The organism is Paenibacillus sp. MMS18-CY102 (assembly GCF_009789195.1).
In the GTDB taxonomy this organism is placed as follows: domain Bacteria; phylum Bacillota; class Bacilli; order Paenibacillales; family Paenibacillaceae; genus Paenibacillus_T.
Window position 1 is genome coordinate 39,153 of record NZ_WSTC01000024.1, and the last position, 25,461, is coordinate 64,613.

The 25,461-nt window shown below is 54.5% G+C and carries 24 protein-coding genes and 1 pseudogene; 3 read left to right on the forward strand and 22 right to left on the reverse strand.

Annotation, left to right across the window (positions count from 1 at the left end; translation table 11 throughout):
* The 21 genes and pseudogenes from GON22_RS17740 to GON22_RS17840 form a co-directional block, all read right to left on the reverse strand.
* A complete protein-coding gene (locus tag GON22_RS17740; protein ID WP_160397447.1) occupies window positions 1-1,002 on the reverse strand; it encodes a DUF6005 family protein in 1,002 nt (333 codons plus the stop codon).
* A complete protein-coding gene (locus GON22_RS17745) occupies window positions 999-1,268 on the reverse strand; it encodes a phosphopantetheine-binding protein (protein WP_160397448.1) in 270 nt (89 codons plus the stop codon). Before GON22_RS17745 ends, GON22_RS17740 begins: the two co-directional genes overlap by 4 nt.
* Window positions 1,269-1,274: 6 nt before the next feature.
* Window positions 1,275-2,600, reverse strand: coding sequence for an AMP-binding protein (locus GON22_RS17750; RefSeq protein ID WP_160397449.1), 1,326 nt, complete (start codon window positions 2,598-2,600; stop codon window positions 1,275-1,277).
* The gene (locus tag GON22_RS17755) at window positions 2,597-4,495 is read right to left on the reverse strand and encodes an IucA/IucC family protein (protein ID WP_160397450.1); all 1,899 of its coding nucleotides are present in this window, start codon (window positions 4,493-4,495) and stop codon (window positions 2,597-2,599) included. The genes GON22_RS17750 and GON22_RS17755 overlap by 4 nt, the downstream gene beginning before the upstream one ends.
* 41 nt (window positions 4,496-4,536) lie before the next feature.
* Complete coding sequence (locus GON22_RS17760) at window positions 4,537-5,853, reverse strand: lysine N(6)-hydroxylase/L-ornithine N(5)-oxygenase family protein (RefSeq protein ID WP_160397451.1); 1,317 nt, start codon at window positions 5,851-5,853, stop codon at window positions 4,537-4,539.
* Window positions 5,846-6,460: a GNAT family N-acetyltransferase gene (locus GON22_RS17765; protein ID WP_442954388.1), complete on the reverse strand. Its 615-nt coding sequence runs from the start codon at window positions 6,458-6,460 to the stop codon at window positions 5,846-5,848. The genes GON22_RS17760 and GON22_RS17765 overlap by 8 nt, the downstream gene beginning before the upstream one ends.
* Complete coding sequence (locus GON22_RS17770) at window positions 6,420-8,366, reverse strand: IucA/IucC family protein (RefSeq protein WP_160397452.1); 1,947 nt, start codon at window positions 8,364-8,366, stop codon at window positions 6,420-6,422. Before GON22_RS17770 ends, GON22_RS17765 begins: the two co-directional genes overlap by 41 nt.
* Window positions 8,367-8,426: 60 nt before the next feature.
* Window positions 8,427-9,983, reverse strand: a complete 1,557-nt coding sequence (locus GON22_RS17775) for a pyridoxal phosphate-dependent decarboxylase family protein (RefSeq protein ID WP_160397453.1) — start codon at window positions 9,981-9,983, stop codon at window positions 8,427-8,429.
* Window positions 9,980-11,344, reverse strand: a complete 1,365-nt coding sequence (locus tag GON22_RS17780) for an aspartate aminotransferase family protein (RefSeq protein ID WP_202113296.1) — start codon at window positions 11,342-11,344, stop codon at window positions 9,980-9,982. Before GON22_RS17780 ends, GON22_RS17775 begins: the two co-directional genes overlap by 4 nt.
* Window positions 11,345-11,641: 297 nt before the next feature.
* Window positions 11,642-12,523 carry an ABC transporter ATP-binding protein gene (locus GON22_RS17785; RefSeq protein WP_160397455.1) on the reverse strand — a complete coding sequence of 294 codons (882 nt, stop codon included), beginning with the start codon at window positions 12,521-12,523 and terminating at the stop codon, window positions 11,642-11,644.
* Window positions 12,524-12,539: 16 nt separating this feature from the next.
* On the reverse strand, window positions 12,540-13,592 hold the full coding sequence (locus tag GON22_RS17790) for a FecCD family ABC transporter permease (RefSeq protein ID WP_160397456.1): 1,053 nt from the start codon (window positions 13,590-13,592) through the stop codon (window positions 12,540-12,542).
* A complete protein-coding gene (locus tag GON22_RS17795; protein WP_160397457.1) occupies window positions 13,589-14,602 on the reverse strand; it encodes an iron chelate uptake ABC transporter family permease subunit in 1,014 nt (337 codons plus the stop codon). Before GON22_RS17795 ends, GON22_RS17790 begins: the two co-directional genes overlap by 4 nt.
* 103 nt (window positions 14,603-14,705) lie before the next feature.
* Entirely contained in the window at window positions 14,706-15,998 is a 1,293-nt protein-coding gene (locus GON22_RS17800) for a stalk domain-containing protein (protein WP_160397458.1), read from the reverse strand.
* Between the two features lie 106 nt (window positions 15,999-16,104).
* Window positions 16,105-16,569, reverse strand: coding sequence for a hypothetical protein (locus tag GON22_RS17805; RefSeq protein WP_160397459.1), 465 nt, complete (start codon window positions 16,567-16,569; stop codon window positions 16,105-16,107).
* 214 nt (window positions 16,570-16,783) lie between these two features.
* Window positions 16,784-17,377: a GTP cyclohydrolase I FolE gene (folE, locus tag GON22_RS17810; RefSeq protein WP_160397460.1), complete on the reverse strand. Its 594-nt coding sequence runs from the start codon at window positions 17,375-17,377 to the stop codon at window positions 16,784-16,786.
* Between the two features lie 40 nt (window positions 17,378-17,417).
* Window positions 17,418-17,630 carry a YneF family protein gene (locus GON22_RS17815; protein ID WP_160397461.1) on the reverse strand — a complete coding sequence of 71 codons (213 nt, stop codon included), beginning with the start codon at window positions 17,628-17,630 and terminating at the stop codon, window positions 17,418-17,420.
* Between the two features lie 240 nt (window positions 17,631-17,870).
* Window positions 17,871-19,064, reverse strand: a complete 1,194-nt coding sequence (queG, locus tag GON22_RS17820; protein WP_160397462.1) for a tRNA epoxyqueuosine(34) reductase QueG — start codon at window positions 19,062-19,064, stop codon at window positions 17,871-17,873.
* 79 nt (window positions 19,065-19,143) lie between these two features.
* Window positions 19,144-19,221, reverse strand: a pseudogene (locus GON22_RS26160) (RNase H family protein); the annotation flags it as partial.
* A gap of 11 nt (window positions 19,222-19,232) precedes the next feature.
* Entirely contained in the window at window positions 19,233-19,799 is a 567-nt protein-coding gene (gene lepB / locus GON22_RS17830; RefSeq protein ID WP_160397463.1) for a signal peptidase I, read from the reverse strand.
* A 12-nt stretch (window positions 19,800-19,811) separates the two neighbouring features.
* Window positions 19,812-20,372, reverse strand: a complete 561-nt coding sequence (locus tag GON22_RS17835; RefSeq protein ID WP_160397464.1) for a DUF402 domain-containing protein — start codon at window positions 20,370-20,372, stop codon at window positions 19,812-19,814.
* 136 nt (window positions 20,373-20,508) lie between these two features.
* On the reverse strand, window positions 20,509-20,931 hold the full coding sequence (locus tag GON22_RS17840) for a GNAT family N-acetyltransferase (RefSeq protein WP_160397465.1): 423 nt from the start codon (window positions 20,929-20,931) through the stop codon (window positions 20,509-20,511).
* Between the two features lie 333 nt (window positions 20,932-21,264).
* Here GON22_RS17840 and GON22_RS17845 point away from each other — a divergent pair, with 333 nt between their 5' ends.
* The 3 genes from GON22_RS17845 (at window position 21,265) to ssuE (ending at window position 24,218) form a co-directional block, all read left to right on the forward strand.
* Window positions 21,265-21,879 (forward strand): superoxide dismutase, encoded by a 615-nt coding sequence (locus tag GON22_RS17845; RefSeq protein WP_160397466.1) that lies wholly within the window; start codon window positions 21,265-21,267, stop codon window positions 21,877-21,879.
* A 474-nt stretch (window positions 21,880-22,353) separates the two neighbouring features.
* Window positions 22,354-23,394, forward strand: coding sequence for a hypothetical protein (locus GON22_RS25765; RefSeq protein ID WP_202113297.1), 1,041 nt, complete (start codon window positions 22,354-22,356; stop codon window positions 23,392-23,394).
* A gap of 248 nt (window positions 23,395-23,642) precedes the next feature.
* Window positions 23,643-24,218, forward strand: coding sequence for an NADPH-dependent FMN reductase (gene ssuE / locus GON22_RS17855; protein ID WP_160397468.1), 576 nt, complete (start codon window positions 23,643-23,645; stop codon window positions 24,216-24,218).
* 85 nt (window positions 24,219-24,303) lie between these two features.
* Here ssuE and GON22_RS17860 read toward each other — a convergent pair whose 3' ends face one another.
* The gene (locus GON22_RS17860; RefSeq protein WP_160397469.1) at window positions 24,304-25,455 is read right to left on the reverse strand and encodes a S1C family serine protease; all 1,152 of its coding nucleotides are present in this window, start codon (window positions 25,453-25,455) and stop codon (window positions 24,304-24,306) included.
* Window positions 25,456-25,461: the final 6 nt, after the last annotated feature.

Sequence of the window (25,461 nt, forward strand, 5' to 3'; positions counted from 1 at the left end):
TTACGCTTGGCCTACAACAGTCCGAACCCGCTCGCCGGGCGCCAATTCCGCTTGCTTCCACATCCGATACTGGCGGTCAATCTCACTTTTAATCGAGAATTCAATCGCATCCGCCCGGTCCAGATGGCCCAAAATATCAGGCAGCAGCGCCAGATCCTTCGTCATCGACAGCTTCACGCACATATACTGCACCGTGTGGAATGCCTGTACGAGGTCGCGGATTTCTTGGCACCACCGCTCGTAATTGTCCTCGGACAACCCCAGCCTGTCGCGGAAAAACATCAGCGCGTAGTCGTAGCTATATTTACGAATAACGAGTATATTCACTTGCTGGACAGCAGCGAGCAGCGTACCCAGCGTACGCCCGCCCCGCCCTTCTGCCATGCTTACGACAATATCCCGCAGGCGCGAAACAAGCTCGTTCTCATCCTTGCGCATCGTCGCTTCATACAGGCCAGCAATCACGTCAGGCGCCGGATTCTCGATCTGCCCCGCATCAATGAGGTAGCCGCCGCCATATCCATTGGCCAAGAACGCTTCCTTAATCCGTTCCGTAGGCAAATTGCCTTCCCAACGGAAATCCGGATCGAACATGAACCATTCGTCCTCATTTTCTGTCTTGGACAGCATCAGGAAATGCGGGAACGGCTTCGCCGCAAACTTATTCTCCCGCTCCGGCAGCATCGACATGTCGATTTGGACGACGACGTATTGGTCTTCCGTCTTGTTGTCCAGCAAGTCCAGCAGCAGTTGCCAGTTATGCTCAGGATCTTTCGCGAAATCATACCATTCCCGAATGCCTACCCCGAAGAACGCCCGATACCAGTCGACAAAATGGTCATGGTCCGTGCGCGCAGAGTAGTAGGTGATGCGCCCGTCTTCCGTTACGTCAAAGTCAGAGTCCCACACGCCAAAATAAAACGGGCGATGGTCGGCGCGGCCGCCTGCACGCCGTTTAATAATTTCGCAGAAGCAGCTGACGAGGCAATGCACTTTAATCATGCTGCGCCTCCGTCCATCGGCTCCAACCGCGCAATGAAATCAAGCAATGAGCCAACTGTCGCGAATGCGCGTGCGTCAACCTCTTGCTCCGGCACTCGCAATCCGAGCTCTCGCTCCAGCAAAACGATCAATTGCAGCATCATGATTGAATCGATTCGCAGATCCTCATTCAACCGGAGCGACTCTTCTAGCGCACCCGGAAGCTGCAACTGCAAATTTTCACGCAGGAGCGTCTCCACCTGCTGTAACACGACTATCCGTTCCATCTATGGTTAAGCCTCGCTTTCTTGTTCCCTTGCTAGCATCGCACGGCTTACTTTGCCTGTTGCATTGCGTGGAATCGCCTCTACGATCCGTACTTCTGACGGCACTTTATAAGGAGGCAGGCCTTCCGCGCACCATGCCCGAATGTCCGCAGGCGATAGCTTTTCCTCTGCTCCTGCCTCTACCGTGACGAGCGCCAGCGCCCGTTCCCCCATAATCGGATGGCGTCCGCGGAACACGACCGCTTCCTTCACGCCGTCTAGCTCAGTCAAACGCTCCTCCACCTCAAGCGGAAATACGTTCAGCCCGCCAACGTTAATAACATCATCCAGCCGGGACATAAAATGCAGCCTGCCTTGCCCATCCGCATAACCGAGATCGCCCGTTGCAATGCGGCGGCCAGTGCCTACCACCTCAACGAACAGCTCCTCGGCAAGCGCTTGGCCAAGCCCTGCCTTCACCAACACATGCGATAGCGGCAAGCCGAGGTCGCCGCAATGCTGCATCTCGCCAGCCAGCGAAATACAGCCCGCTTCCGAGCAGCCATACTGCTGCATAATAGCTGCTGACATGCCCGAAAGGCGTTCCAGCAACGCGCCAGTCATCGGCGCGCCAGAGCTCATCAGCCGATGGAACCGGAAGTCGGCCGGTGCCAGCGACGAGATTACATGCAACAGCAGCGGAACGCCATAGACGAGATGCTCCGGCGTGTCCCGGATGATGCCTAGCGTCAGCTTCGGGTTGTTCGCAGTTACGACGATTGGCGCTTTGCCCCGAGCGAATGCGGACAATACGCCGCTGATTAGCCCATAGGCATGCGAGACCGGCGCGAGCACGATTGGCGTAGCGTTTGCCCCTTCACCCAATGACTCGTTATAAGCCCGTACCTCAGCATCAACTTCATGCCACGCCCGCTGAATAAGCTTCGGCGCACCCGTTGTGCCTGAGCTGAATTGAAGCAGTGACGGCTCCGCAGAGACCGGTCCCCGCTCCCAGCCGTTCGCCAGCTTGCCAGCGGCTTCAGTCCAGCTAGCCGAACTATGCACAGCAGCGAGGCTAATATAGCCATCCACGCTGCCATATAGCAGCGCTTCGCAGCCTGCATCTTCCGCTCGCTGCCTTGCGGTAGCCTCCGGCGTCTCCGCATGCAGCAGCAGCGCAGATGCGCCCTGCTCCTTCACGATGAGCACCGCCCCGATCATATCGATCGGGTCCTGCAAGCAAATCGCAAGGCGCTTGCCTGAGCAAGCGCGAAGCGCATCCGACTTGCGAAGCAGCGCCAGCCGAGCCTCGAACGAGCCCGCTTGAACAGGCTCACGGTTGATTGTAATCATGTAGACAGCTCCTTCTGTGCCGTAACAAGATGCAACGGATTCGATACTTCATGCATTAACGATCCGGATGGAGCGCCTTCCGCCGGCTTAACGAGCCGTTTTCTCGTCAGTTGCTCCAATCTTGTCGTCGGACCGAATAAATCAAGCTGATCGAACCGTTCCCGAAGATGCGGATAGCGTTGCAGATGCGTTTCAATCGCTTCGGCCGCCAGCGTCCAGAACCGGCGCTCTTCGAACCGGTAGCGATCGGCCAGCATCATGGCAAGCTCAGCCAGATTAATGCAGTACAATGCGCCCAGCAGCATGTAGCGCAGCGGGGCAATCGACTCGCACTCCCGCCCTTTGCGCGGATCGCTGAATTGGCGATGGGCTTGCGTGAAATCCGGGCATGCCGCCGCGGCTTCCTTGCTTAAGAACGGGCCGTAATACATCGCATCCTCGTGAAAATCTTTCAGCGCGGCACGCACAGGGCTGCCATCGCAATGAACGAGCCCCATATTCTGTGCATGCGACTCCAGTGCGATGCCGTGTGCGCCGAGCAAATGTACGACTGGCATAACCGCGGTTTCGAACAGCCGCGACAGCCATTTTTCGATCCCATATTGCTGCAGCCATGGCTCGATAAACGGCGTGCCGTCGATATCGAGCGCACTGAGCACATGGAACGGAACCGCACGTTCGCCAGGCTGCAAGTAAGGCTCAAGGCTTTCCCGCCAAATGCAGCTCAACGCGCCTTCATCGCCAATCTTTAATTGCGCCGCTGCTCCAAGCCTTGCTTCCGAAGAACCAGCGCTCGCTTGCGCTGACGCTGGATCATAGGCGACTGCTGCATATTCCGCGAGCAAGATTGTGCCTGACTCAACCAAATAAGCATCACCGCTTACAACCTGCTTAAGCCACGAAGACACATATGGCGCAGCGACCGCATCATGCGGTTCAATGTGCCGGTACGAAGACGTATTCAACAGGCTCATCGCCAGTTTGACCGACGACTTGTTCGGCGCCGAAGCATTGGACATCGTCCGGATGGACTGCTGCGGGCGGTACGTATCTTCCGATTCACCAAGCGGCACAATCTCCCCGTCACGAATGGCGGTGGACAACTGGAAGGCCAGGTTGCGCCATTGCCAAGGATGGACCGGGAGCAGCGCCCATTGGACAGGCACATCCCCCTCCGCAGAAGCTTCCTTCTCGAGCAGCGACATAAATTGGCTATACTGCGCTTGGCCAAGCTCCTGCTGCCATAACGCCTCGAACGAACGGCCCGCTTCAATCGCCATTGCCGCATCCGAACGCCGAATCGCCAGCCATATTGGCCGAACATCTGGCGCGAACTCCGGACCGAACGCCGTTTGATCAGCCAGCGTAAAGCCAATCCTCGATTTATAGCATGGATGATACGGATGCCCGTCCATCGCCGCCGTCTCCAGCTCACTAAAGCTGGATGCAGCAGCTAGGCTTCTGCCCGCCTCACGCCGATGCTGCTGGGCCAGCGCGTCGTTCGCCAGCGTCGCTTCAAGCTCCTTGACGAACGCGTTCAGCTTGCCCTTATCCGCTGCGCCAGCTTCAAGCACCTCCTGGAGAAACAGCCGATAATCGTCTGCTTCCCGCCGGCCTTCCTTCGCAATGCGCAGCGGCGGCGAATCGCTTAATCGAATCCGCCCGAACGACATCCGGCTTCCGCCTTTGACGTTATACGTAATCGGCACGCCATCCTTATCACGGCCATGAATCAAAAACAACGTTTCCTTCCCGAGCTGGACCGTCTCTGCAGAAACAATCCGCTCGTACAGCATCGACTCCACTAGCTGCCGGAACACTCGCCGCCTTACTTGAACATATGCATCCGACTGAATCGCTTTTGCCAGCTGCATGTCGAACGGCTGCGCCTTCATCACCCGATTCCCCCTCGTCCCACCGTTTCTAATCGCCTTGCTTATTCGCCCTTCACGCCGAATTGCTGGAATACGTTGCGCTCGCGCACCTTGTAAACCTCTCGGCCGGCTAATCCATTCACGATCACGCTGCTGCGATGGGCGCCAAGGCCAAGATCCGGCGCACCGATGCCATGCGTGTGAAGCTCGCCATTTTGGACAAAAATGCGGCCTCCAGCAGTGCCAGCCAGTTGCACACGATAATCCTGATCGATCAGCAGGCGGCCCTGCCCGTCATACGGGATGAGCGAGCCCAGCGGCTCAATGCACGCAGGCAGCTTATGCGCATAGCCGGTTGCCATAATGACAACTTCCGCTTGCCGCTCGAAAGCAGCTTGCTGCTCCAGATGGCGAACGTCCAGCCGATAGCCCTCGCCATCAGCCTGCGGCGTAATTTCCACAACCTCTGCGTGCGCAAGCAGCCGTACAGGCGGCTTTTCCCCGCCAATGCTGGCATCGTACATCGCATCATAGATATCGCCAATCGTCTTGGCGCTAATCCCTTTGTACAGCAGATGCTGCTTGCTCCGCACCTTATCCTTGGTCTCCTGCGGCAGCCCGTAGAAGTACTCGGTATAGTCAGGGGAAAAATGCTCCAGCCCCAGCTTCGAATATTCCATCGGGAAGAAGCCCGACGAACGCGTTAACCAATCCAGCCGGTAGCCATGTTCCCGCTGCTCGCCGAGCAATTGCAAGAATACTTCCGCCGCACTCTGGCCAGAGCCGATGACCGTAATCGATTGCGCTTCCCGGCAGCGCGGCAGCCGATCCATGAACGAAGCCGAATGGAAGATGTCTTCCGCAGGCAGCCCACGGAATTGCGACAGCACATTCGGCACGCTTCCGACGCCAAGCACGAGATCCCTCGTGTAATGGACCGTTACTTCTCCGCTTGCCACATCGCGCGTCTCGACTGCGTAATTTGCGCCCTCAGGGCCTTCGCTTGGCCGAATCGCAACAACATCCATGCCAAACCGGCAAGACGGCAGCTGTTCCGCCGCCCACCGGCAATATTCGTTATATTCACGGCGGGGAATTAGGAACTTCTCCAAGAAGTAGAAGTGGTACAACCTTCCCTGCTCATGCAAATAGTTCAAAAAGCTTAGCCGATGCGTCGGATCAGCCATCGTCACCAAGTCGGCAAAAAATGGCACCTGCAACGTTGTGCCCTCGATTAGCATGCCAGCATGCCATTCGAATGACGGTTTACGCTCAAAAAATACCGCATCCAGCTCTGGCGCCCCTTCGAGCAGCGCCGCTAGACCCAGATTAAAAGGCCCGATGCCGACGCCAATAACGTCATGTACGTGGTTAGTCAAGGAAGCCGCCTCCGATCAAACGTTCACGGCTAGCGAACATTAATGCGCCCGTCTTGTCGGGCAGCTCCACGTCCTGTGACCACTCGAAGCCGCAGCTGCTAAAGATGTGAATCATTTTGTCATTTCGAACATCTGGCTCTGCAACAAGCTTCTCGGTTCTGCCATGCTGCAACAGCATGCGCATCATCGTCTTCAATAGCGGTGCTGCGTAACCGCGGCCAAGATACGACGGCTCTCCAATGAGCAGATGAATGCCCTGATCCTCAGGATGCGGATCATAATAACGGCCGATTATATCCCGATTCGCCCAATACGCTTCAAAATAGCTCATCGGCTCGCCACCCAGCAGCCCGATATAAAGCGTCTGGTGGTCATCCGCCAAGAACGCTTCCAAATGCTCGCGGTACGCTTGCTCCGATATATTGAGCTTCCAGAAGGGAATGACATGCGGCTCATGCTGCCAGCGCAGCAGCCGCTCAAAGTCTAGCTCCAGCGAGACCGGACGGAATCCGATCATCCGCCCGATGCCCGCATGGTAGCTCTCGTAGACAGCGCCGCCCAGCCCGTTACCGGACAGCTGCGGCCTCATTTTCGGCGTTGACGCCATGGCCCGACACCTCCTCCACCAGTGGATTCGGCACTTGCACATAAACCGACTGCGTATCGAGCGATCCAACCAGCTCATCCATATCATGCAGGCGAGTAAGCAGATTTGCTTTGCACGGCAGCGTCGGCTCGTTCAACAGCGAATGCAGGAACACCGATGGCTCGCGATTAACTGGCAGGAACGACGCCAGCGCAGCACGCAGCTTGCCCAGCAGCACCCGCTCGTCGATCAGGCCCGCTGCACCAAACCCATTAATAAGCCCGAACATATGGTTAAAAATCAAATAATAACGGAACCGCTCATCTGCAATCGCGTCTTCGCAAACCGTCTCGCTCCGCTCACCGATGCCCGGGAGCTGTTCATTCAGCAGCGACTCCGTCGATTTGCAGAAGTAGTACCCTTGGTTGTCCCGATAGTAGAATTTCGTTGGATAGCCCTCTTCCAAGCTAACTACGCTGTTCTGCTGATGCGCCTCCAATGCGATTCCCCATTGCATGTAGAGCGAAACCATCGGCTTGAGCGACAGCTCAAGATAACGGCCGAACCAATCCGCGCTTACGTCGGCTGTCGTCCGCCCTTCACGCTGCGCCAGCTCCTCGATAATGACGCCAATGCGTGACTTGTATCCTGGCAGCGCATCCTGTACGAGCGAAGCGACTGGCGTCGCCTCCGCAGCGCCGTTGCCGGCCTGGAACAGGTTGTCGCGCAGCACCAGCTCGAAGCCCGTCTCGCGAATGCCTTCTGATTCGCCAAGGCGCAGCGTAATGAACGCAGGGTCCGTCACGATGCCGAAGCCTTCGTATTGCTTGCGAACATCGCCAATTGCCGTGTCCAGCAAGCGGCTTACCTCAACGCCGCGCTCCAGCTCCTTATACAGGTTGACGCGCAGCGAGTTCGTTACTTTGACAGGCACCGAGCATTTGTACATGAAGCGCGACTCCGGATGATAGACCGTGCGCAGCGAAGAAGTCGCCGCATAAGCCTTCCCTTGCGGCCCCAAATATTGCAGCAACCCAGCGCGAATCGCTTCCTGCACATAGGGGCGATCCTGCAGCCAGTTCGCCTGCAGCGGATGAACCGGCAGGAGCGACCAACCTGCATCAGCCGATGCATACGCCGCAACCCATTCTGCCGGCACGCTCGCGTCATCGCGAAGCTCCTGCTTCACCAACTCCGTGGCACTCGTTTCTACCGAGGAATCCTCGATCACGATTGAACGGTGCGCACGGTAATAATGCAGCTGGAACGCGCCCTTAAGCTCTGGCGAATAATCCGCCTGGCGTTCCTCTGGCACGCCTTGCCGGCTTTTCGGCGTTGGGTGCAACAGATGGCCAAACAGCAGCGCCTGCTCTTGCTCGATAAAGCCAGAAGCGAACGCATATAGCGTGTCGGCGTCAATCGCACGCGCTTCAACGAATTGGGCAACGTTCGCTGTGCTTTGGATAATGCGAAGCATCAGCTCCTCGGAGCCTGCACCAGGCGCCGAGCTAGCGCCTTCAACTGCATCAGCTAATTGCCCTGCCTGCTTAGCCGCCTGTTCGGCAGCAAGCGTCAGCTCCTTGGTCAGCAGTGCCGCTACCGTTAAGTAGTCAGCCTCTACAACCCGATCAGCAGCCCCGCCATATACGATAACCATCGGGAATCGGAACAGATGCCGCCCCGTCACCGAACGGTATTTGACGCCAATTAATAATGCAGCTCCTTGCTCTGGCAGCGGGCAAACCACGAGCCCATCCGCTCCTGCAACCGTCTCTGCCGCCTTACGCCCGCCAGCAGCCATGCCGCTCGGCGTTTCCCCTGCCTTTAACCATTCCCCAGCGCCAGTCTCGCGCAAATAACAGTTCAAGAGCCCTTGCAAAGCCGCTTCATTCGCAATCGCTCTTGCTTTGCTTGTCGTCATCACCATGAAAGTCCGTTCCTCCCAATCCATTCAAAAAACGATCCGCGCTGCAGGGAATCATCCCGCTTATTGATCCAACTCCAGCGCAAGCCCCGCCTCTACAATTTTTCGTATAATAATTGCCGTATGCGCCGACTCCGTCAGCGGATTCAGCAGCGTCATTTTCAAGCATTGCCGCCCCTCTGCTCTCGTGCGGGCCAATACCGCCCAGCCATCAGCAAGCAGCCGGTCACGGATACGGGCATTGAGCCCATCCGCCCATTGCAGCGACATCTCATCATCCAGGCCGCGGCTAGCTGGGATGTACCGAAACACAACCGTGCCCAGCTCCGGCTCAGCCAGCAGTACAAGCCGCTCCTCCGATCGGATCAACGCCGCCGTATCTTTGGCCAATTGCACCGTGTGGTCTACCATCTGGCCAAACTTGCGCCCGCCGACATGCTGGAGCGATAAATACAGCTTAAGCGCATCGAACCGCCGCGTCGTCTGGATCGACTTCACGACCAGGTTAGGCACGCCCGCTTCTTCATCCGATTCCGGATTCAAATAATCAGCGCTCATGCGTATCGTCTGGAACGTTTCCTTATCCCGAACGAGAAACGCGCCGCAGCTGATCGGTTGATAAAACCCTTTATGAAAATCTACGGTCACGGAATCCGCTTCCTCGATCCCGCGCAGCCTTGCCCGCTGCGACTCGCTCATCGCCAGCGCTCCGCCATATGCCGCATCGACATGGAACCACATGCTATACTGCTTCGCAATCGCGGATAGTTCTTCTAGCGGGTCAATCGCGCCAAAATCCGTCGTCCCTGCTGTCGCTACAAGCGCGAATGGCAGCAGGCCGCTCGCTTTCATCTCTTCCAGCTTCAGCAGCAAATCGCCTGTCCTCATCCGATGGCGGCCATCAGCCTTCACCGTTACGACCGCTTGCTCCCCTAACCCTAGCAGCGCCGCCGATTGCTTCACCGTGAAATGCGCTTCTTCTGAGCAAAGAATGCGCAGGCGGCAGCTAGCCGCCGGCAATCCCCGCTGCTGAATATTCCAATTCCATCGAACAGCCGCATAGTGGTTGCGCGCCAGCAGCAATCCCATCAAGTTCGACTGCGTGCCGCCGCTCGTGAAGACGCCGTCGCCTTCCTCTTCAAGCCCGAACAGCTCGCACAGCCATTCCATGACATGCTCTTCCAGCATCGTCCCCGCCATGCTCTGGTCCCAAGAATCCATCGATTGGTTCGAAGCAGCGATCCACGCCTCAGCCGCCAGCGATGCCATAAGCGGCGGGCAGTGCAGATGCGCAACGCATGCGGGATGCGTCACTACTGCGGAATGCCGCAGCATCTCTGCCCCGAGGCGCTTAAGCAGCTCCGACATCGTTTCGGAAGGCTCCTCCGGACAAGCCGGCTGTTGCTCCAGCGACGCCAGCAGCGATTCCGGAGAGGCTCCGCTGTATGGCTTCGCCGAGGAAGCAAACTCCCGGATCAACACATCGGTTGCCGTATTGACCATGCTTCGGTAAGCGTCTTGGCTTGCCAGGTCCGGTCCAAGGAACAAGCCGCCGAACAATTGCCCAGCAGAAGCCGGGCGTTGTTCTAATGCTTTCTCTTGTACGCCTGCCGCCGTCATGCCCGCACCTCTTCCTTTACGCCATTGCACGCAAGCTCCGCTGCACGCACCGCATCATGGAACCGCGATGCGACTTCATCCGCCTGTTCCGGCGTCATAATAAGCGGCGGCAGGAACCGCACGACGCTGCCATGCCGTCCACCTAGTTCTAAGATGATCCCGCGCGCCAAGCACGCTTGTTGAATCGCACGCGCCAGCTCCGGCCGTGCAGGATAAGAGCCGAGGCGATCTGGCGCTGCATCGGATTGGACAATCTCAACACCAATCATGAGCCCCCTGCCCCTTACTTCGCCGATGCAGGACACATCTGCTTGAATGCGGCGCAGCGCGTCTTGCAGCCGCTGCCCTACTTCAGCCGCATGCAGCTCCATTCGGTTGTCGCGTATAAACTTCAGCGTCGCCGCCCCTGCGGCCATCGCCATCTGATTGCCGCGGAATGTTCCCGCGTGCGCGCCTGGCTCCCAAACATCAAGCGACTCGTCGTAAACGACGACAGCCAGCGGCAAGCTTCCCCCGATCGCCTTCGATAACACGATAACGTCCGGCACGATGCCAGCATGCTCGAATGCAAACATTTTGCCCGTGCGGCCGATTCCGGCTTGCACCTCGTCCATAATGAGCGGGATGCCGCGCGCAGCCGTCATGGCACGCATCTCCTGCAGCCAGCTGTTCGGGGACGGAATGACTCCGCCCTCACCCTGCACGGCTTCCATGATCATTCCTGCGGGCTGAACAATGCCGCTCTCAGGATCAGCGAGCATCCGCTCCGTATACCGCGCAGCCACTTGCGAGCCCTGCTCGCCCCCTAGCTCGAATGGACAGCGGTAGCTGTACGGATAAGGCAGAAAATGAACGTCGCTCATCAGCGGGCCAACTGATCGTTTCGGACCGAGATTGCCCGTTAATCCAAGCGCGCCATGCGTCATTCCGTGGTAGCCCCCATGGAACGAGAGCATCGTCCGCCTGCCTGTCGCCGTCTTAACGAGCTTAAGGGCAGCCTCAACCGCGTCAGCGCCCGATGGGCCGCAAAATTGCACTTTAGCCCGCGCCGCAAATGCCGGCGGCAGCGAGGCGAACAATTCATCGACGAATTTCTCTTTGACAGGCGTCGTGAGATCCAGCGTATGCAGCGGAAGCCCCGTATCGAGCACGCCGCGAATGGCTTCGACTACGACGGGATGATTATGTCCCAATGCCAGTGTTCCTGCACCCGCCAGGCAATCGAGATACCAGTTGCCGTCCGCGTCCTTAACTTTCATGCCTGCTGCCTCTGTCAGTGCGATAGGCAGCTTACGCGGATAGGAGCGTGCATTCGACTCCCTCCGCCGTTGACTTTCCAAGTAAAAGCCGTTTCCCGGCATTACACCATTCATCTCCTTTTCGTTTTCAATGCCTGCATGAATAACCAATCATTATGCGAAGTTAGTGATAATGATTATCAGTGTCGTTTAATCATCGTTATTGTAAATGATTATTATTATCAATACAAGAGAAAAAGTGGATACCGCTTCCTGTTTTTTTACCCCATGTTGCCATATTGGCGGAGGCTGCCCTCGTTTCACAAGGTTGTTCAACACACAACTGCGAAGCGCGTGCTTGAACAACCTAGCTACGAACGAGGCGCAGCCTCCCTCCATTCTTCTTCCCGATTGAATGGCTTACGCCGATGTCGGCTCCGCAGCTGGCGCTGCTTCGGCATGCCCCCACGCATCATGTGCAACGCGCCCGCGCCCGCGAGGCACGCACAACGGCGTGCCAAAGAACGGATCTGGCAGCAGTTCGCAATCCATGCCGAATACATCCTTCACCAGCTCTTGGCTTACAATCTTCTCCGGCGCCCCCTGCGCATATACACCCTTCTCCCGAACGGCGATCAAATGATGCGCGTACCGGCATGCCAAATTCAAATCATGCAGCACCATCACAATCGTACTGCCCTTGCTTTCATTCAGCTCAAACAACAGATCCAACACGTCAATCTGATGCGCCATATCAAGATAAGTTGTCGGCTCATCGAGCAAAATCGTATTCGTCCCTTGAGCCAACGTCATCGCAATCCACGCACGCTGCCGTTGGCCACCCGATAACGAGTCAACTTGCCGGTCTGCTAGCGCCTCTAGCTTCGTTGCAGCCAGCGCTTCGCCCACCATCCGCTCATCCTCGCGTGACCATTGGTTCATCCAGCTCTGATGCGGATAGCGCCCTTGCTTGACCAACTGGTACACCGTCAATCCTTCTGGTGCCGTCGGCCCTTGTGGTAGAATGGCAAGACGCTTCGCCACTTCCTTCGTCGATTGCTTGGCGATATCGCGGCCATCCAGCAGGACAGCTCCAGATTGCGGCTTTAACAGGCGCGCCATCGATCGCAACAGCGTCGATTTGCCACACCCGTTAGGGCCGATCAACACGGTAATTCGGGATTGCGGGATGGCCAAATCGAGGCTGTCAATGATACAATCTCCCCCATAGGAGAGCGACAGCTGCTTCGTTTCAATCTGCCCTGCGCCTACATTCTGTCCCTTGCCCACGCTCGTGATCATCCTATTCATCCCCCCGTCATCGCGCGTTGCGCGTTCGAAATAGCAAATAAATAAAGAACGGCGCGCCGATCGCTGCCGTGAACACGCCTGCTGGCACATCATGCGGCAAAAACATCGTGCGCCCGACTAAATCCGCCCCCATCAGTATACAAGCGCCGATCAGGGCAGAGGCCGGAATGAGCCCTCCTGCGGAAGCGCCTACAAGGCGCCGTGCCATATGCGGCGCGATCAAGCCGACGAAGCCGATCGTTCCGACCATCGATACAGCCGATCCCGCAAGGCCAACTGCAAGCAGCAGCATCCATAACCTTTGCCGTTGAACAGCGCTCCCTGCCCCTGCCGCTATATCGTCGCCTAGCTGCTGAATATTAAGCGCGCGCCCCCCAGCAAACCATGCAAGGATGAGCAGCGGAACCATCCATGGCAGCAATGTCCGAACATTATCCCAGTTCGCCCCGTAGACCGTGCCGGTTAGCCATATATAGGCCGAAGACGCCGAATAGCTAGAGGGAGCCATGATGAGCAGCATCGATACGAGCGACGACAATAGCGCCGCGATGCCAATGCCAACCAACACGAGCCTGACAGTAGAAACGCCTCGTTTCCAAGCAAGCACATAGACCAGTAATGCAGCAATAAGCGCACCTGCCATTGCAGTAACCGGGAGCAGGCGAATATCGTATAAGCCTGGCATCTGCGTAATGAAGAAGACAGCCCCTACGGAAGCCCCTCCCGTTATGCCAACAATATCAGGCGCCGCAAGCGGATTCCGCACGATGCATTGCAAAATCGTGCCAGCAGCAGCCAAGCCAGCGCCCGCCAGCATGCTGATGAGGATGCGCGGCAGCCGCAGCGTTTGAACGACGAGCACTTGCTCCTCCGTTCCAATACCACGAATGGCTCGCAGCACGTCCATCGGCATGATCCGGTAATCGCCAAGGCCCGCGCTCACTAGGGCGAGCACGGCAACTGCCGCCATAAGCGACATAATGATGCCTGCCGTCCGGCGATGGATTTGTACAGACACCGGCAGCGCTGGCACACGAATCGTCATATACGCTTTGTTCATCGTTTGCGCTCCCTTCTCGCAATGGCGATGAAGAATGGCACGCCGATTATCGCTGTCATTATGCCAACAGGAAGCTCCTGGGGCATAATAACAAACCTTGCAATCAGGTCCGCTAACAGCAGCAGAATAGCACCTAGCACGGCGCTAAAGGGAATAACCCACCGATAATCGATACCGCCAAGAAAACGGGATAGATGCGGGATGACGATGCCAATGAAGCCAATCGGGCCGGCTACGGCAACCGAGCTGCCTGCGAGCAGCACAATGATGATCCCGCCTGCGATTTTGACCGCTGCCGTTCGTTGGCCCAGCCCCTTCGCTGCATCCTCACCCATGATCAGAACGTTAATCGGCCGTCCTAGGAATAGCGCTGCAACCCAGCTAATGGCCATATACGGCAACACAGCTGCCAATGCCGACAGGTCTTTGCCCGAAACCGAGCCCGTCAGCCAGTACAGTACATCGTTAAGCCCATTCTCATTCATAACTAGCAGCCCTTGCGTCACAGAGGCGAACAAGGCGGACATTGCCGCACCTGCCAAAATAATGCGCAGCGGCGACAAGCCATCCCTGCCGAGCGAGCCTAACAAATAGACCGTCATGGCGCCAAAGGCCGCCCCTCCAAATGCAATCCAGATCAGCGCATTCATGCCGCCGATTCCGAGTACTGTAATGGCGAATACGACAAACGCCGCAGCGCCTGCATTAATGCCCAGCACCGTTGGCGAAGCTAATGGATTGCCCGTTATTGCCTGCATCAAAGCTCCTGCGATGGCAAGGCTTGCACCGATCGCGGCAGAAATAAGCGCACGCGGAATCCGTGCCGTTCGTACGATAATTTGCTCATTAGAGCTGTCATCATATTGCGTAATTGCCCCGATTGCGTCATGCACACTAATTCGTGTTGCCCCCAGCATCGTGCTGGCACCGAGACAAATAAGCAGCAGGACGAAGCCGGCTAGCAGCACCGCTGCTCTCGCACGCGCGCTGGTCAAGCCTTGTGCTATCACAGAAGCCCTTCCTCTCTGTCGTACGCGCGAAAGAAGAACAGGACATAGGCCCATTCTTCTTATCGTTGCGTCGCTATTTATTAGCTTGCCGCCAACCTATGTTCTATTCCAGATCGAAGTAGAAGTACAGATCGTCGAGCATTGCTTTTGCAGCCATTGGACCTGCAGAGTAGTTCCAAGTAATAACGTTTACTTTATAGTATTTGCCGTTTTTAACAGCTTCGAGGTTTTTCCAAAGCGCGCTGGACGTCCAGTCCTTCTGCACTTTGTACACGCCGCCGTCGCCTACCCAGTCCGTCGTGAAGTCGAAGATGTAGTCAGCATCAAGCAATTTCGTTTGCTCTTGGTTCGTAACCGTTACAACCGTCGATTCGCCAACACGTGCTTTCAGCTGTGCTTGCGTCAGTTTGAAACCAAGCTCTTTAAGGATGTTAATTGCGAAGCCGTCCAAGTATGCACGGGAGCTGCCATCTGGGTTGAAGCGGATAACCGAAACATCCGTGCTTTTCGCTTTGGAGCCAATTTCTTTCTTGAACGCTGCAACTTTGCTGTTCCACGAAGCCAAGAATGCGTCTGCTTTCGTTTCTTTGTTCAATGCTTTTGCTTCAAGGGCAATCGTGCTCTTGAACGAGAATACGTCTTCTGTCATCAGCGTTGGCGCGATTGCTTTCAGCTGGCTGTAGATTTTCTCATGGCGCATTTTGGAACCGATAATAAGATCTGGCTTCAGTTTAACGATTGCTTCCAGGTTCGGTTGCGTTTCGTCACCCAGGTTTTTAACGCCTGCCATGCCGCTGCGAAGGAATGTATACCATGGTTGCTCCGCGTACGATTCAACTGCGCCTACTGGTTTAACGCCGAGGTATACGGACGAGTCAACAAGGCCATTCGTCAGAACAACAACACGTTGCGGTACCGATGTCAGTGTTGTCGAACCCATTGCGTGCGAGATCGTTCTTTTCGTTTCTAGAGCAACTGTCGACGTTGCTGCTTTCCAGTTGACCCAAATGCCAAGCGATTCGCCGAGGAAGCGAAGCGGCACAAGCGTCGTGCCGTTTTTAACTGTAGGCACAGCATCGAGCTTAACGGACTTGCCGTTTACCGTTGCCGTTTTGCTGCCGACCGTCAGAACGACCGTTTTCGTTCCTTTAGTAACTGTTACTTTTTGCGTTTGTTTATTCCAGCCAACCTTCGCGTTCAATTTCTCTGCAATTGTACGGTAAGGCACAAGCGTTGTTCCGTCTTTAATAACTGGGCTCGTATCGAAGGAGAGCTTGCTTCCGTTCAAGGTAACGGATACAGCGCCTGCTGCATTAGCCGTGAATGGCACGAGTGCAACTGAAAGCGCAAGGATAAGCATGAGTGCGATGAAGCGAGATTTGAAAGTAGCTTGCATGATAAGTTCAATCACCTTTCCATTATGAGAATTACGATGCCTTTATGACTGTTAGTGGTGTAAGGCTTGTGCGACGTGGCGACATATCACATGATGCAGCCTAACGTTAGTTCCCTTCCAAAGCCTTGGACAAATCCCGGAACCGCTGATAGAGCTGGTAGGCTTGCTGGATGGCAGTCTCATTATCGAGCTTCTCGCTGCTGAACAGGCCTAGGAAACTTGCTAAATCCTGCTCCAGCTGCGGATAAAGCTCCGCGTTCTTCGACTGTGCCTCCTGCTTGACGGCTTCCCAGACGCCTGCGATTTCTGCTGCGATTCGCTTAGGCTCCTCATCGTTGCCAGATTCGACCGCTTGCTTGAATTGCTTGGTCAAATCACGGAGCTCAGACACGCCAGTCGGATAGTCTGCTACTTCAACTTTGGCCGGGGCAATCGTCGAAGCTTCCGTTCCTTCCTTCTTCGCCTGTCCCGCGATGGATGCCGTTTCACTTCCGCCGCCGGACGAACCGCATCCGTTCAGCAGTAGGGCGACTGCAAGCGCAACCGCACTTGCCTTGAATAACCTTGTCATGTTAACCTCCCAAGCTGTTTGCATTGATAATGATTATCATTCACTTGCTCGATTACTATGATAATGATTATCATTATATCTGTCAATATTTATTTAAAAATATTTTTCGATGACAGTTTTGTGACAATCGCATCCAAAAGTACAAAAAAAGAGCATGCATCTAACCCGAGTGGGGTTGGAACATGCTCTTCTTCTTAATTAATTTGCAAATGTACTAATCTCTAATTAATGCCATAAACTCTGCACGCGCTGCGGCGTTGCGATGGAACTGGCCGCGAACAGCTGACGTAATCGTCTTGCTGCCCGGCTTCTTGACGCCCCGTGCGCACATGCACAGATGCTCGCCTTCCACTACGACCATTACGCCATGAGGCGAAAGCGTCTCAGCTAGAATATCCGCGATCTGCGACGTGATGCGTTCCTGCACCTGCAGCTTGCGCGTTACCGCCTCAACAAGCCTTGCAAGCTTGCTTAAGCCTGCGATTTTGCCGCTAGGAATGTATCCTATATGCACTTTGCCGAAAAACGGCGCCATATGGTGTTCACATTGGCTATAGAAAACGATGTCCTTCACAATAACGAGTTCCTCGTGCTGTTCATCGAACGTCACGCCCAGCACATCACGTGGATCTACCTCGTAACCTGCGAATATTTCCTCATACATGCGCGTGACTCGCGCAGGCGTCTCAAGCAGCCCTTCCCGCTCGACATCCTCACCGATGAGCTTCAAAATTTCTTTCACATGGAACTCGATTTTTTCGCGGTTGCTGCCGACTGCAGCATTGACATAATCCTTCATGCCCGCCATCCGATCTCCTCCTTCCGGATGCGTAGAAACTCCCCGTTTCCTAACGCTTGAACTTCTGGTTTTTCATCATATGTTGCGCTTTTTGCATCTGCTGTTTATTCATGTTATAGCCCATTTGCTTCGCCATCTTTTGCAGCATTTCTGGGTCGCTTTGCATCCGCTCCAACTGTTTGCGCAAGTAGAACACGCCTGCAAAAAATCCGCCGGCCGCACCGACGATTAAAGCCACAATGGCTGTAATTGTAATCCACATCTCGTAGGGTCACCTATCCTTGTCCTATTTGATAATGCTAAACATCATTAAGAATAATGCAATTAATGATAGCATGTTAACTTTTCGTGCGCAAACGGCGATTTTTCCAATCGTGGCTAGTCTTGCACATTACATTGAGATCTTAGGGCGATCGTTCGCGCAATATCGCACAATCGCCCTCGAATGGCTAAAACCGTCGAGCCGAACCTGTCGGAATTTCCTAGGTTTTTCAACGCTCAGCTAGGCTTCGACATCATGCTCCGCCTGCAATGTAAGCGCAGTCATTGCCCGGGCAATTTCCGCTGTCGCTTCCGCATCTGTTTCGACGGCTTGCGCCTGTCGAAGCGCTTCCTCAGCAGCATCTCCCCCGATTCGACCAAGCGCCCACGCCGCCGTTCCTCGCATGACGGGCCTTGGATCACTGTGCAGTACACCTATTAAAGCTGGCACAGCAGATTGTTCGCGAAAATTGCCCAACCCGATGATCGCGTTACGCTGAATCGGTTTTTTGCCTCGCCATGCGCCCGATATTGTACCGAACTGCTCCTTAAACTCCCGGTTTCCTATCTTCAATAAAGGCAGCAGCAAAGGCTTCGCCTGCTCTGGCTCCGGCTGCAATTCGGGGTGATGGGTCCAATTCTTCCCTCGGTTCTCAGGGCAAACGATTTGGCACGTATCGCAGCCGTATAGGCGATTGCCGATTTTGCGCATATATTCATCCGACAGCATTCCCTTCGTTTGCGTTAGAAACGAAATGCATTTCCCCGAATCCAATTGGCCTGGCCCCACCAACGCGCCTGTCGGGCAAGCGTCAATGCATTTGGTGCATTCTCCGCAGCTTTCCGTCACAGGAGTGTCCGGCGGCAGCGGCAAATTCGTAATCATTTCCCCTAAGTATATCCACGAGCCAAGCTTAGGCGAAATGATAGAGCAGTTGTGTCCGCTCCAGCCAATGCCCGCCCGCTCCGCAACTGCGCGGTCGGACAGTGCTCCCGTATCGACCATACTCTCCAACCGTACCCCTGGCACCCGTGCATAAAGCCATTCTTCAAGCTTAGCCAACCGTCCGCGCAGCGCCGTATGGTAGTCAATTCCCCACGAAGCCCGTGCGAATATGCCTCTCCTTGCGCCTGGCTCTGACTTCGGCGGATCAGGCAGCTTGGATGGATAGGCCACCGCAATTGCAATGATCGACTTCGGCCGGTCGAACAATAAAGAAGGATCCGTTCGTTTGTCGAGATCCGGCTCTTCAAAGCCAGACTCCCTCCCCATCTCGCGATGCTGAATAAGCCGATCCTTCAGTTCAATGAAGGGATCAGCTGCGGCAATGCCAATATCATCAATCCCGAGCGACGCCGCTGCAAGCTTCAAATCCGCCTTCAGGACATGCCAGTCCAGTTCCGGCAAACAATCGCCCTGCTCCATTGTTCCCATCGTTGTCGTTCCTCCTCGCTGAATACAGCTTAAGGGCTACAGGCTTCTAACAGCCTCACGCGCCAGCTCATCACAGCAAAAAAAGAACGGCGCCCCATCCGCCGGACCCTGGGTTGCCGGGGCATGCGCCGTCCGCGTATATTGTTACTTCCTTCATTAGATAGGCTCCTACAATCCATTCATCTCACGCATCGGCCATACGATCCAATCCGCACGGCCGTTAATTCGCTGCCGTTCGACAGGCCCGAATGACCGGCTGTCCCGACTTGCCCTTGAATGTCGATTGTCGCCCATTACAAAGTAAAATCCTTCTGGGACCGTGTAAGGGCCATAATCAAAATCCTCAATCGCAGTATCGATATACGGCTCCTCCACTTGAACGCCATTGCGGTAGAGCACCTGTTGGCGGATTTCAATCCGGTCGCCTGGAACGCCTACGATTCTTTTGACGAGCAGCCTCTTGTCAGGATCATCTGTCGGATCCCGCAATATGACAACTTCATCCAGCTTAGGTTCACGGAGCAGATAAACTAGCTTGTTCACGAATAGCCAATTTCGATCATGCAGAGTCGGCTCCATCGAATGCCCCTCGACCTTTGATAGATGAAAAACAAACGCATGAAGCAGCAGCACAACCGTAAGGGCGATCGATACTGTCTTGATCCAGCCAATCCATTCAAAGGAAGGCTGTGGTTTGGTTGCCTCTGTACGTACATCTGGCTCCAAATCAGACACACGAATCAGCTCCTAACTTAAGTTCCCTTTGGACACCTCACGCGCCCAATCCTCATAATAGCCGTACACGATTTCATCATTAAACGGTTCTTCTGAAGCTCTTACCCGGCGAAGCAGCGCCTTCAGGCCTGTCTCTGCCTTATCGATGACAATGTCTGAATAATGGTAAATCACTTTATGCCGTTCAAATTCGTCCCGATCAACGACATGAATGCCGCCATCAATCGTTCGAATCACATCAAGATCATAATCAATATAAGTGAAGACGTTCTCGTTTAGCGTGATTGGGGAAGCTACATTGCAATAATATCGAATGCCCGAATCCTCAAGAAGGGCAACCACATTAAACCACTCGCCGGGCATGAAAAATGAAACTGCCGGCACGCGGCTTGTCCATAGTTTTCCATCCGCTTCTTGGATCGGCGTTTGGCGGTTAATCAATACATTCATCGATTGTGCCGCGTGTTCTGGCGCAAGGCGATCTTCTGGAATCAACCAATTGCGATGCCAGTACCGGTGCAAGCGGCCATTGTGCTTAAAGCTCTTAATCATGCAGGGCCGATAATTGTTCATGCGTTCTCCTGACTACGTGCGTTCTTTCCCTAATTATATAAGAAAAGCATATCCGCCCGCCAAATGCAATGGCATGTCGGATATGCTTTCAATAACCGGGACCATACGTCTCGGATAATCGTCTGTATAGGTTCATTTAGCCTGCGACGATGCTAAGTTTCTGGAACGAACGGAAGAAGTCCCCTGTTGCATAGCCTAGCTTCTCATATAGAGGCAAAACCTTCTCGTTAAACTCATCTGCTGTGATCATGATTTTGGTCACATTACGTTGTTCAAATCGTTGCTTAAGCCCTTGAATCAGAGTCTGGCCAATTCCTTGGCGTTGATACTCTGGCATTACGGCTACTCGGTAGTAGTATCCTTTATTGTTGTCAATCGTGCCGATAATCATGCCTACGATTTCGCTTTGTTCGACTGCAACGAGCACCAAATCGCTATCCCATGACAATTGCCGCGCAAATGCGCCCATTGTCAGTTCGTAGCAATCTTCCGACAACACATCCTCCAGCAACGCCGTCACTGGACCATAGTCAGATAATTGGAAGGAACGAACGTACATGTGTTACAACTCCTCGATCGATGTCATAGTACAAGCTTATCGTATTAAAATACGACAAAAAAGAGTCAAATCCTTCTGAATTCTTTAAAAAAACTTTAAATTGTTTAAGATTTCGCCGATTTTCTGCTGAAAGCGCTTAAATTTAAGCGCTTTCATTAATTTGCGACAAGTTTTCTCAGCTTTTCTCGAAATTCCGACATAATTCTTTCGTTCTCGTGCCATCCTATGGCCGTTATGCGCGATTCGACTTTTGCAACATCAATGTTGATTTATTCCTTTGAATAAGGGATAATGATCCTGAATCAACACATATTAACGGGAGGTAATTCACTAATGGCTCATCAACTGCCTGCTTTGCCTTATGCTAACAATGCGCTCGAACCGCATTTTGACGAAACAACGATGGAGATCCACCACGACCGTCACCACAACGCTTATGTAACGAACCTGAACGCTGCTCTCGAGTCCGCTCCAGAGCTGCAAAGCAAATCGATCGAAGACCTGATCGCTGACCTGAACAGCGTTCCAGAAGCGATCCGCACTGCTGTTCGCAACAACGGCGGCGGCCACGCTAACCACTCCCTCTTCTGGGAAACGATTGGCCCTAACGGCGGCGGCGCTCCTACTGGCAAGCTTGCTGACGCAATCGCAAGCGAGCTTGGCGGCTTCGATAAATTCAAAGAAGATTTCGCTAAAGCAGGCGCTACGCGCTTCGGTTCCGGCTGGGCATGGCTCGCGCTTGGACAAGACGGCAAACTGAAAGTATACAGCCTCCCGAACCAAGACAGCCCGATCATGGAAGGCGACACGCCACTCCTCGGCCTGGATGTTTGGGAGCATGCTTACTACCTCAAATTCCAAAACAAACGCCCTGACTACATTGCAGCATTCTGGAATGTAGTAAACTGGGAAGCTGTTGGCCAACGTTACGAAGCAGCAGCAAAATAATTAGCATAATCAATGGAGGGTGTCCCCAAGCGTAAGCTTGAGGGCACCCTTCTTTCTTTTCGCACCGCGTGCGGTGCTCGGTCGCCGCACGTCGGCAGTCAACCTCGTAAAGAAACCGTTTGATGGGAACTCTAACGGACCGAGAAGCCCTTATTTGAGCACAATCGGAAACATTTATGCGCTAACGGACCGAGGAGCCGTTATTTGCCCACTTTTGCCCTCAGGAGGCAGCAAAATGCCTAAATAACGGCTGTAGTGTCCGTTACATTTGTAACGAGCACTTTTTGAGAGGAATAGCGGCTCTGGTGTCCGTTAAAAAGAGGCTTCCTTGAAGCAGCATTGCTGTGAGGCAAGCTTACAAAGCTGCCGTCCCTTCATGGAGCGGCGTTTTTTTGTTTAGGCAAGTGAACATGCCCTCCCCGCATAGAATTAACCTGAACATACGCTGTCAGCAGAAGGAGGTTGAACATACCGATGTACCCGAACTACTACGGTTATGGATACCCGTATGGCTATCCTTACGACTACGGTGGTTACGACCAAGGCTATGGTTACGGATACGATCCAAATGCACAGCAAGCAGATGCTGGGACGCAACCGGAAGGCGAGTACGGCTATTACGACCCTAGGGGAATCATGCCGTTCCCGATGGGACCGGGGCAGGGACAATTCCCGCCGCCTAGGCCGCCGTTCCCGGGGCCTGGACCGGGACCTTTCCCGCCTGGACCTTTCCCTCCGGGGCCTGGACCAGGGCCATTCCCGCCTGGACCTTTCCCTCCGGGACCTGGACCAGGGCCGTTCCCTCCTGGACCTTTCCCTCCGGGACCTGGACCAGGGCCGTTCCCTCCTGGACCATTCCCTCCGGGGCCTGGACCAGGGCCGTTCCCTCCTGGACCTTTCCCTCCGGGACCTGGACCGGGACCGTTCCCGCCGCCTAGACCGCCGTTCCCACCACCATTCCCGCCACCGTTCCCACCACCGTTCCCACCACCATTCCCGCCACCGTTCCCGCCACCGTTCCCGCCACCATTCCCGCCACCATTCCCGCCACCATTCCCGCCACCATTCCCGCCACCTAGACCGCCGTTCCCAATCCCAATTCCGATCCCGATTCCGATTCCTCCAGGACCGGGACCGAATGTCGTCACTGTCGTCATTAATGGCGGGCGCGCGTTCCCTAACATTACGCAAGCTTACTCCATTCGCTTCTATCCGGGCATCACAATAGCGAATGCCTTGCGAAGCACGGGCGTTGTGACGATTAGCTTCAATGGCCAAATCACATCGGTAAGCGGCATTCCGATTGTAGATGGCGTGCATTACAACCTTCTGCTGAATGGCCGCCAAATTCCATCGACACTGCTGAACGCGCCTTTACAGCGTGGCGATACGGTCGCATTGGAGCTTTTCTTCCGTCCAGGAGGGCGCAGCCAGGGCGACACCGGAAGTGACGAGGAGCTTCAGTACGTAGAAGAACGCAACTATATCAACGAGGATCAAGAAGATTACAGCTAATCTGCGTTGCGAATAACAAGAGGCTCCAACTGCCGTGTTATCCGGTGGGCGGAGCCTCTTGTTTTTTTTGGATAAAGATGTATTGACCTTCGTCGGTGCCCATGCTATATTCTATTTAATTCATAGTAATTAAATCGGAAAACAAAGAAAATCATTTTCTTATCCTTCCTACTGCATCAGGAAAATACAGCCGAACAATTTACTGGTATACTATATTTAACAAGTTAACATTTAAGGAGATGAAGCCCATGTCCAATGTTGTCTTTATTATAGCTACCCCTAATCAATCTTCGCGCCTGATCGGCGTAACGCAATACATCGAGAAACAGCTGCAAGCGCAAGGCATCACCCTTACAACAATCAACGTAGCATCGCTCCCGGCAGATGACCTGATTGGCACCCGTTTCGATAGCCCTGCGATCGTTGCGGCCAACGCACTCGTCGAAGCTGCCGATGCCGTCGTTATTGCAAGCCCGGTATACAAAGCTTCCTTCAGCGGCATTCTGAAAACTTATCTGGATCTTCTCCCTCAAAAAGGGCTGGTGAACAAAATCGTCGCGCCCGTGTTCATCGGTGGCACGATTGCCCATTTATTATCAATCGACTACTCGCTTAAGCCGGTATTGTCGTCACTAGGCGCACGCCTCTTCGTTAGCGCAATCTATGCTACGGACAGCCAAGTGACGCGTTCTGGACAAGGTGACGAACTCTCGTTCAGCTTGAACGATGAGTTGGCGGAACGCCTCGACAATGCGATTCAAGAGCTATTCACCGAGCTAAAACTTCGCGCAGCAGCGCCTGCTCAAGCAGCGACGAATCTTTAATGAAAAACAACAAAACCGGGACGAGCAAGCCAACGGCTGCTCTGTCCCGGTTTTGTTTTATCCACAAGCCCGCATGCCTGCAGGCTTATGGTTCGATTTTGTCACCCTTGCCGCTAAGCAGCTTTAATTGGTCGTTCTCGTAACCAACGGTATACGTCACTTTGTATTTGCTTAATCGCGGTTCACCATCAACCCGCTCCTGCGCCGAGACGATCGCCGTCACGACGGCCTGTTCTTCTTCTGCCAATGTCACTTGAATATCGTCCAACGTCACATTTTTGGTAGACAAGTATCCTTCTCGGAAATTCTCATAAGGCGTGCCTGCGAGCCACGTGCTGCCAATCAATGAATAGGCATATACGTAATCACCGCTATTGAGGCTGTCGTAAAAATGCGTCACGAGATACGATGCCATATCCTCGAACGACACATCACCCACTTCGCCGCCCTCGAATGTGTCCGAATCCATCGCAATCGACTCTGGCAGCTGCTTCATCGGTGAATCCGACCATTGCTCAGTAAGCGGAAGAACTTGGCTGATTGGAATGCTAAATCCAATGGCTCCTTGCTCCGCGCCAGCGGAGTTAATGCCAAGCACGGCTCCTGTATCGCGATCAACTAATGGCCCGCCGCTGTTGCCCGGAGCAATCGGCGCAGATATTTGGTACATGTCCTTGTAAGAATACGGTTCAATGTCGAGATCTCGCCCTACGCCGCTAATAATGCCAGTCGTTACGGTATTCTGGTAGCCCAGCGGGCTGCCGATCGCGAGCACCTCATCCCCGATTTCGCCTACGCGGCCACGGTCAAGCGCAAGCGGATTCGTGCCTGCCAAGGCCGGTACGCGAACGACCGCGACGTCAATGTCAGTGCCAATGCCAATAACAGTTCCATCAAGTACACGCGCATCAGCCGTTTTCACTTTCACCTTGTTGGCTCCAACTACGACATGGCCGTTCGTAATGATGTCGCCTTGATCATTATATAGAAATCCTGAGCCTAACGAGCCGCCTTCCGTCTCAATCGTGACAACCAGCTTCTGCGTCGTAAAAATAACGTCCTTGAGCGGCCGCTTCGCGAGCGGCGCATCTTGGCCAGCTGCTTTGGCAGGCAGAGCAAGAAGTGCATTGCCTGTAAGCTGATTCGGCACTTTTTTATTAATTTGCAACACCCCAACCGCTCCGGCACAGAGCACAACAAGGCTGGCGATGAGGCATATCCATCCATCTCTCTTCATCTTAAT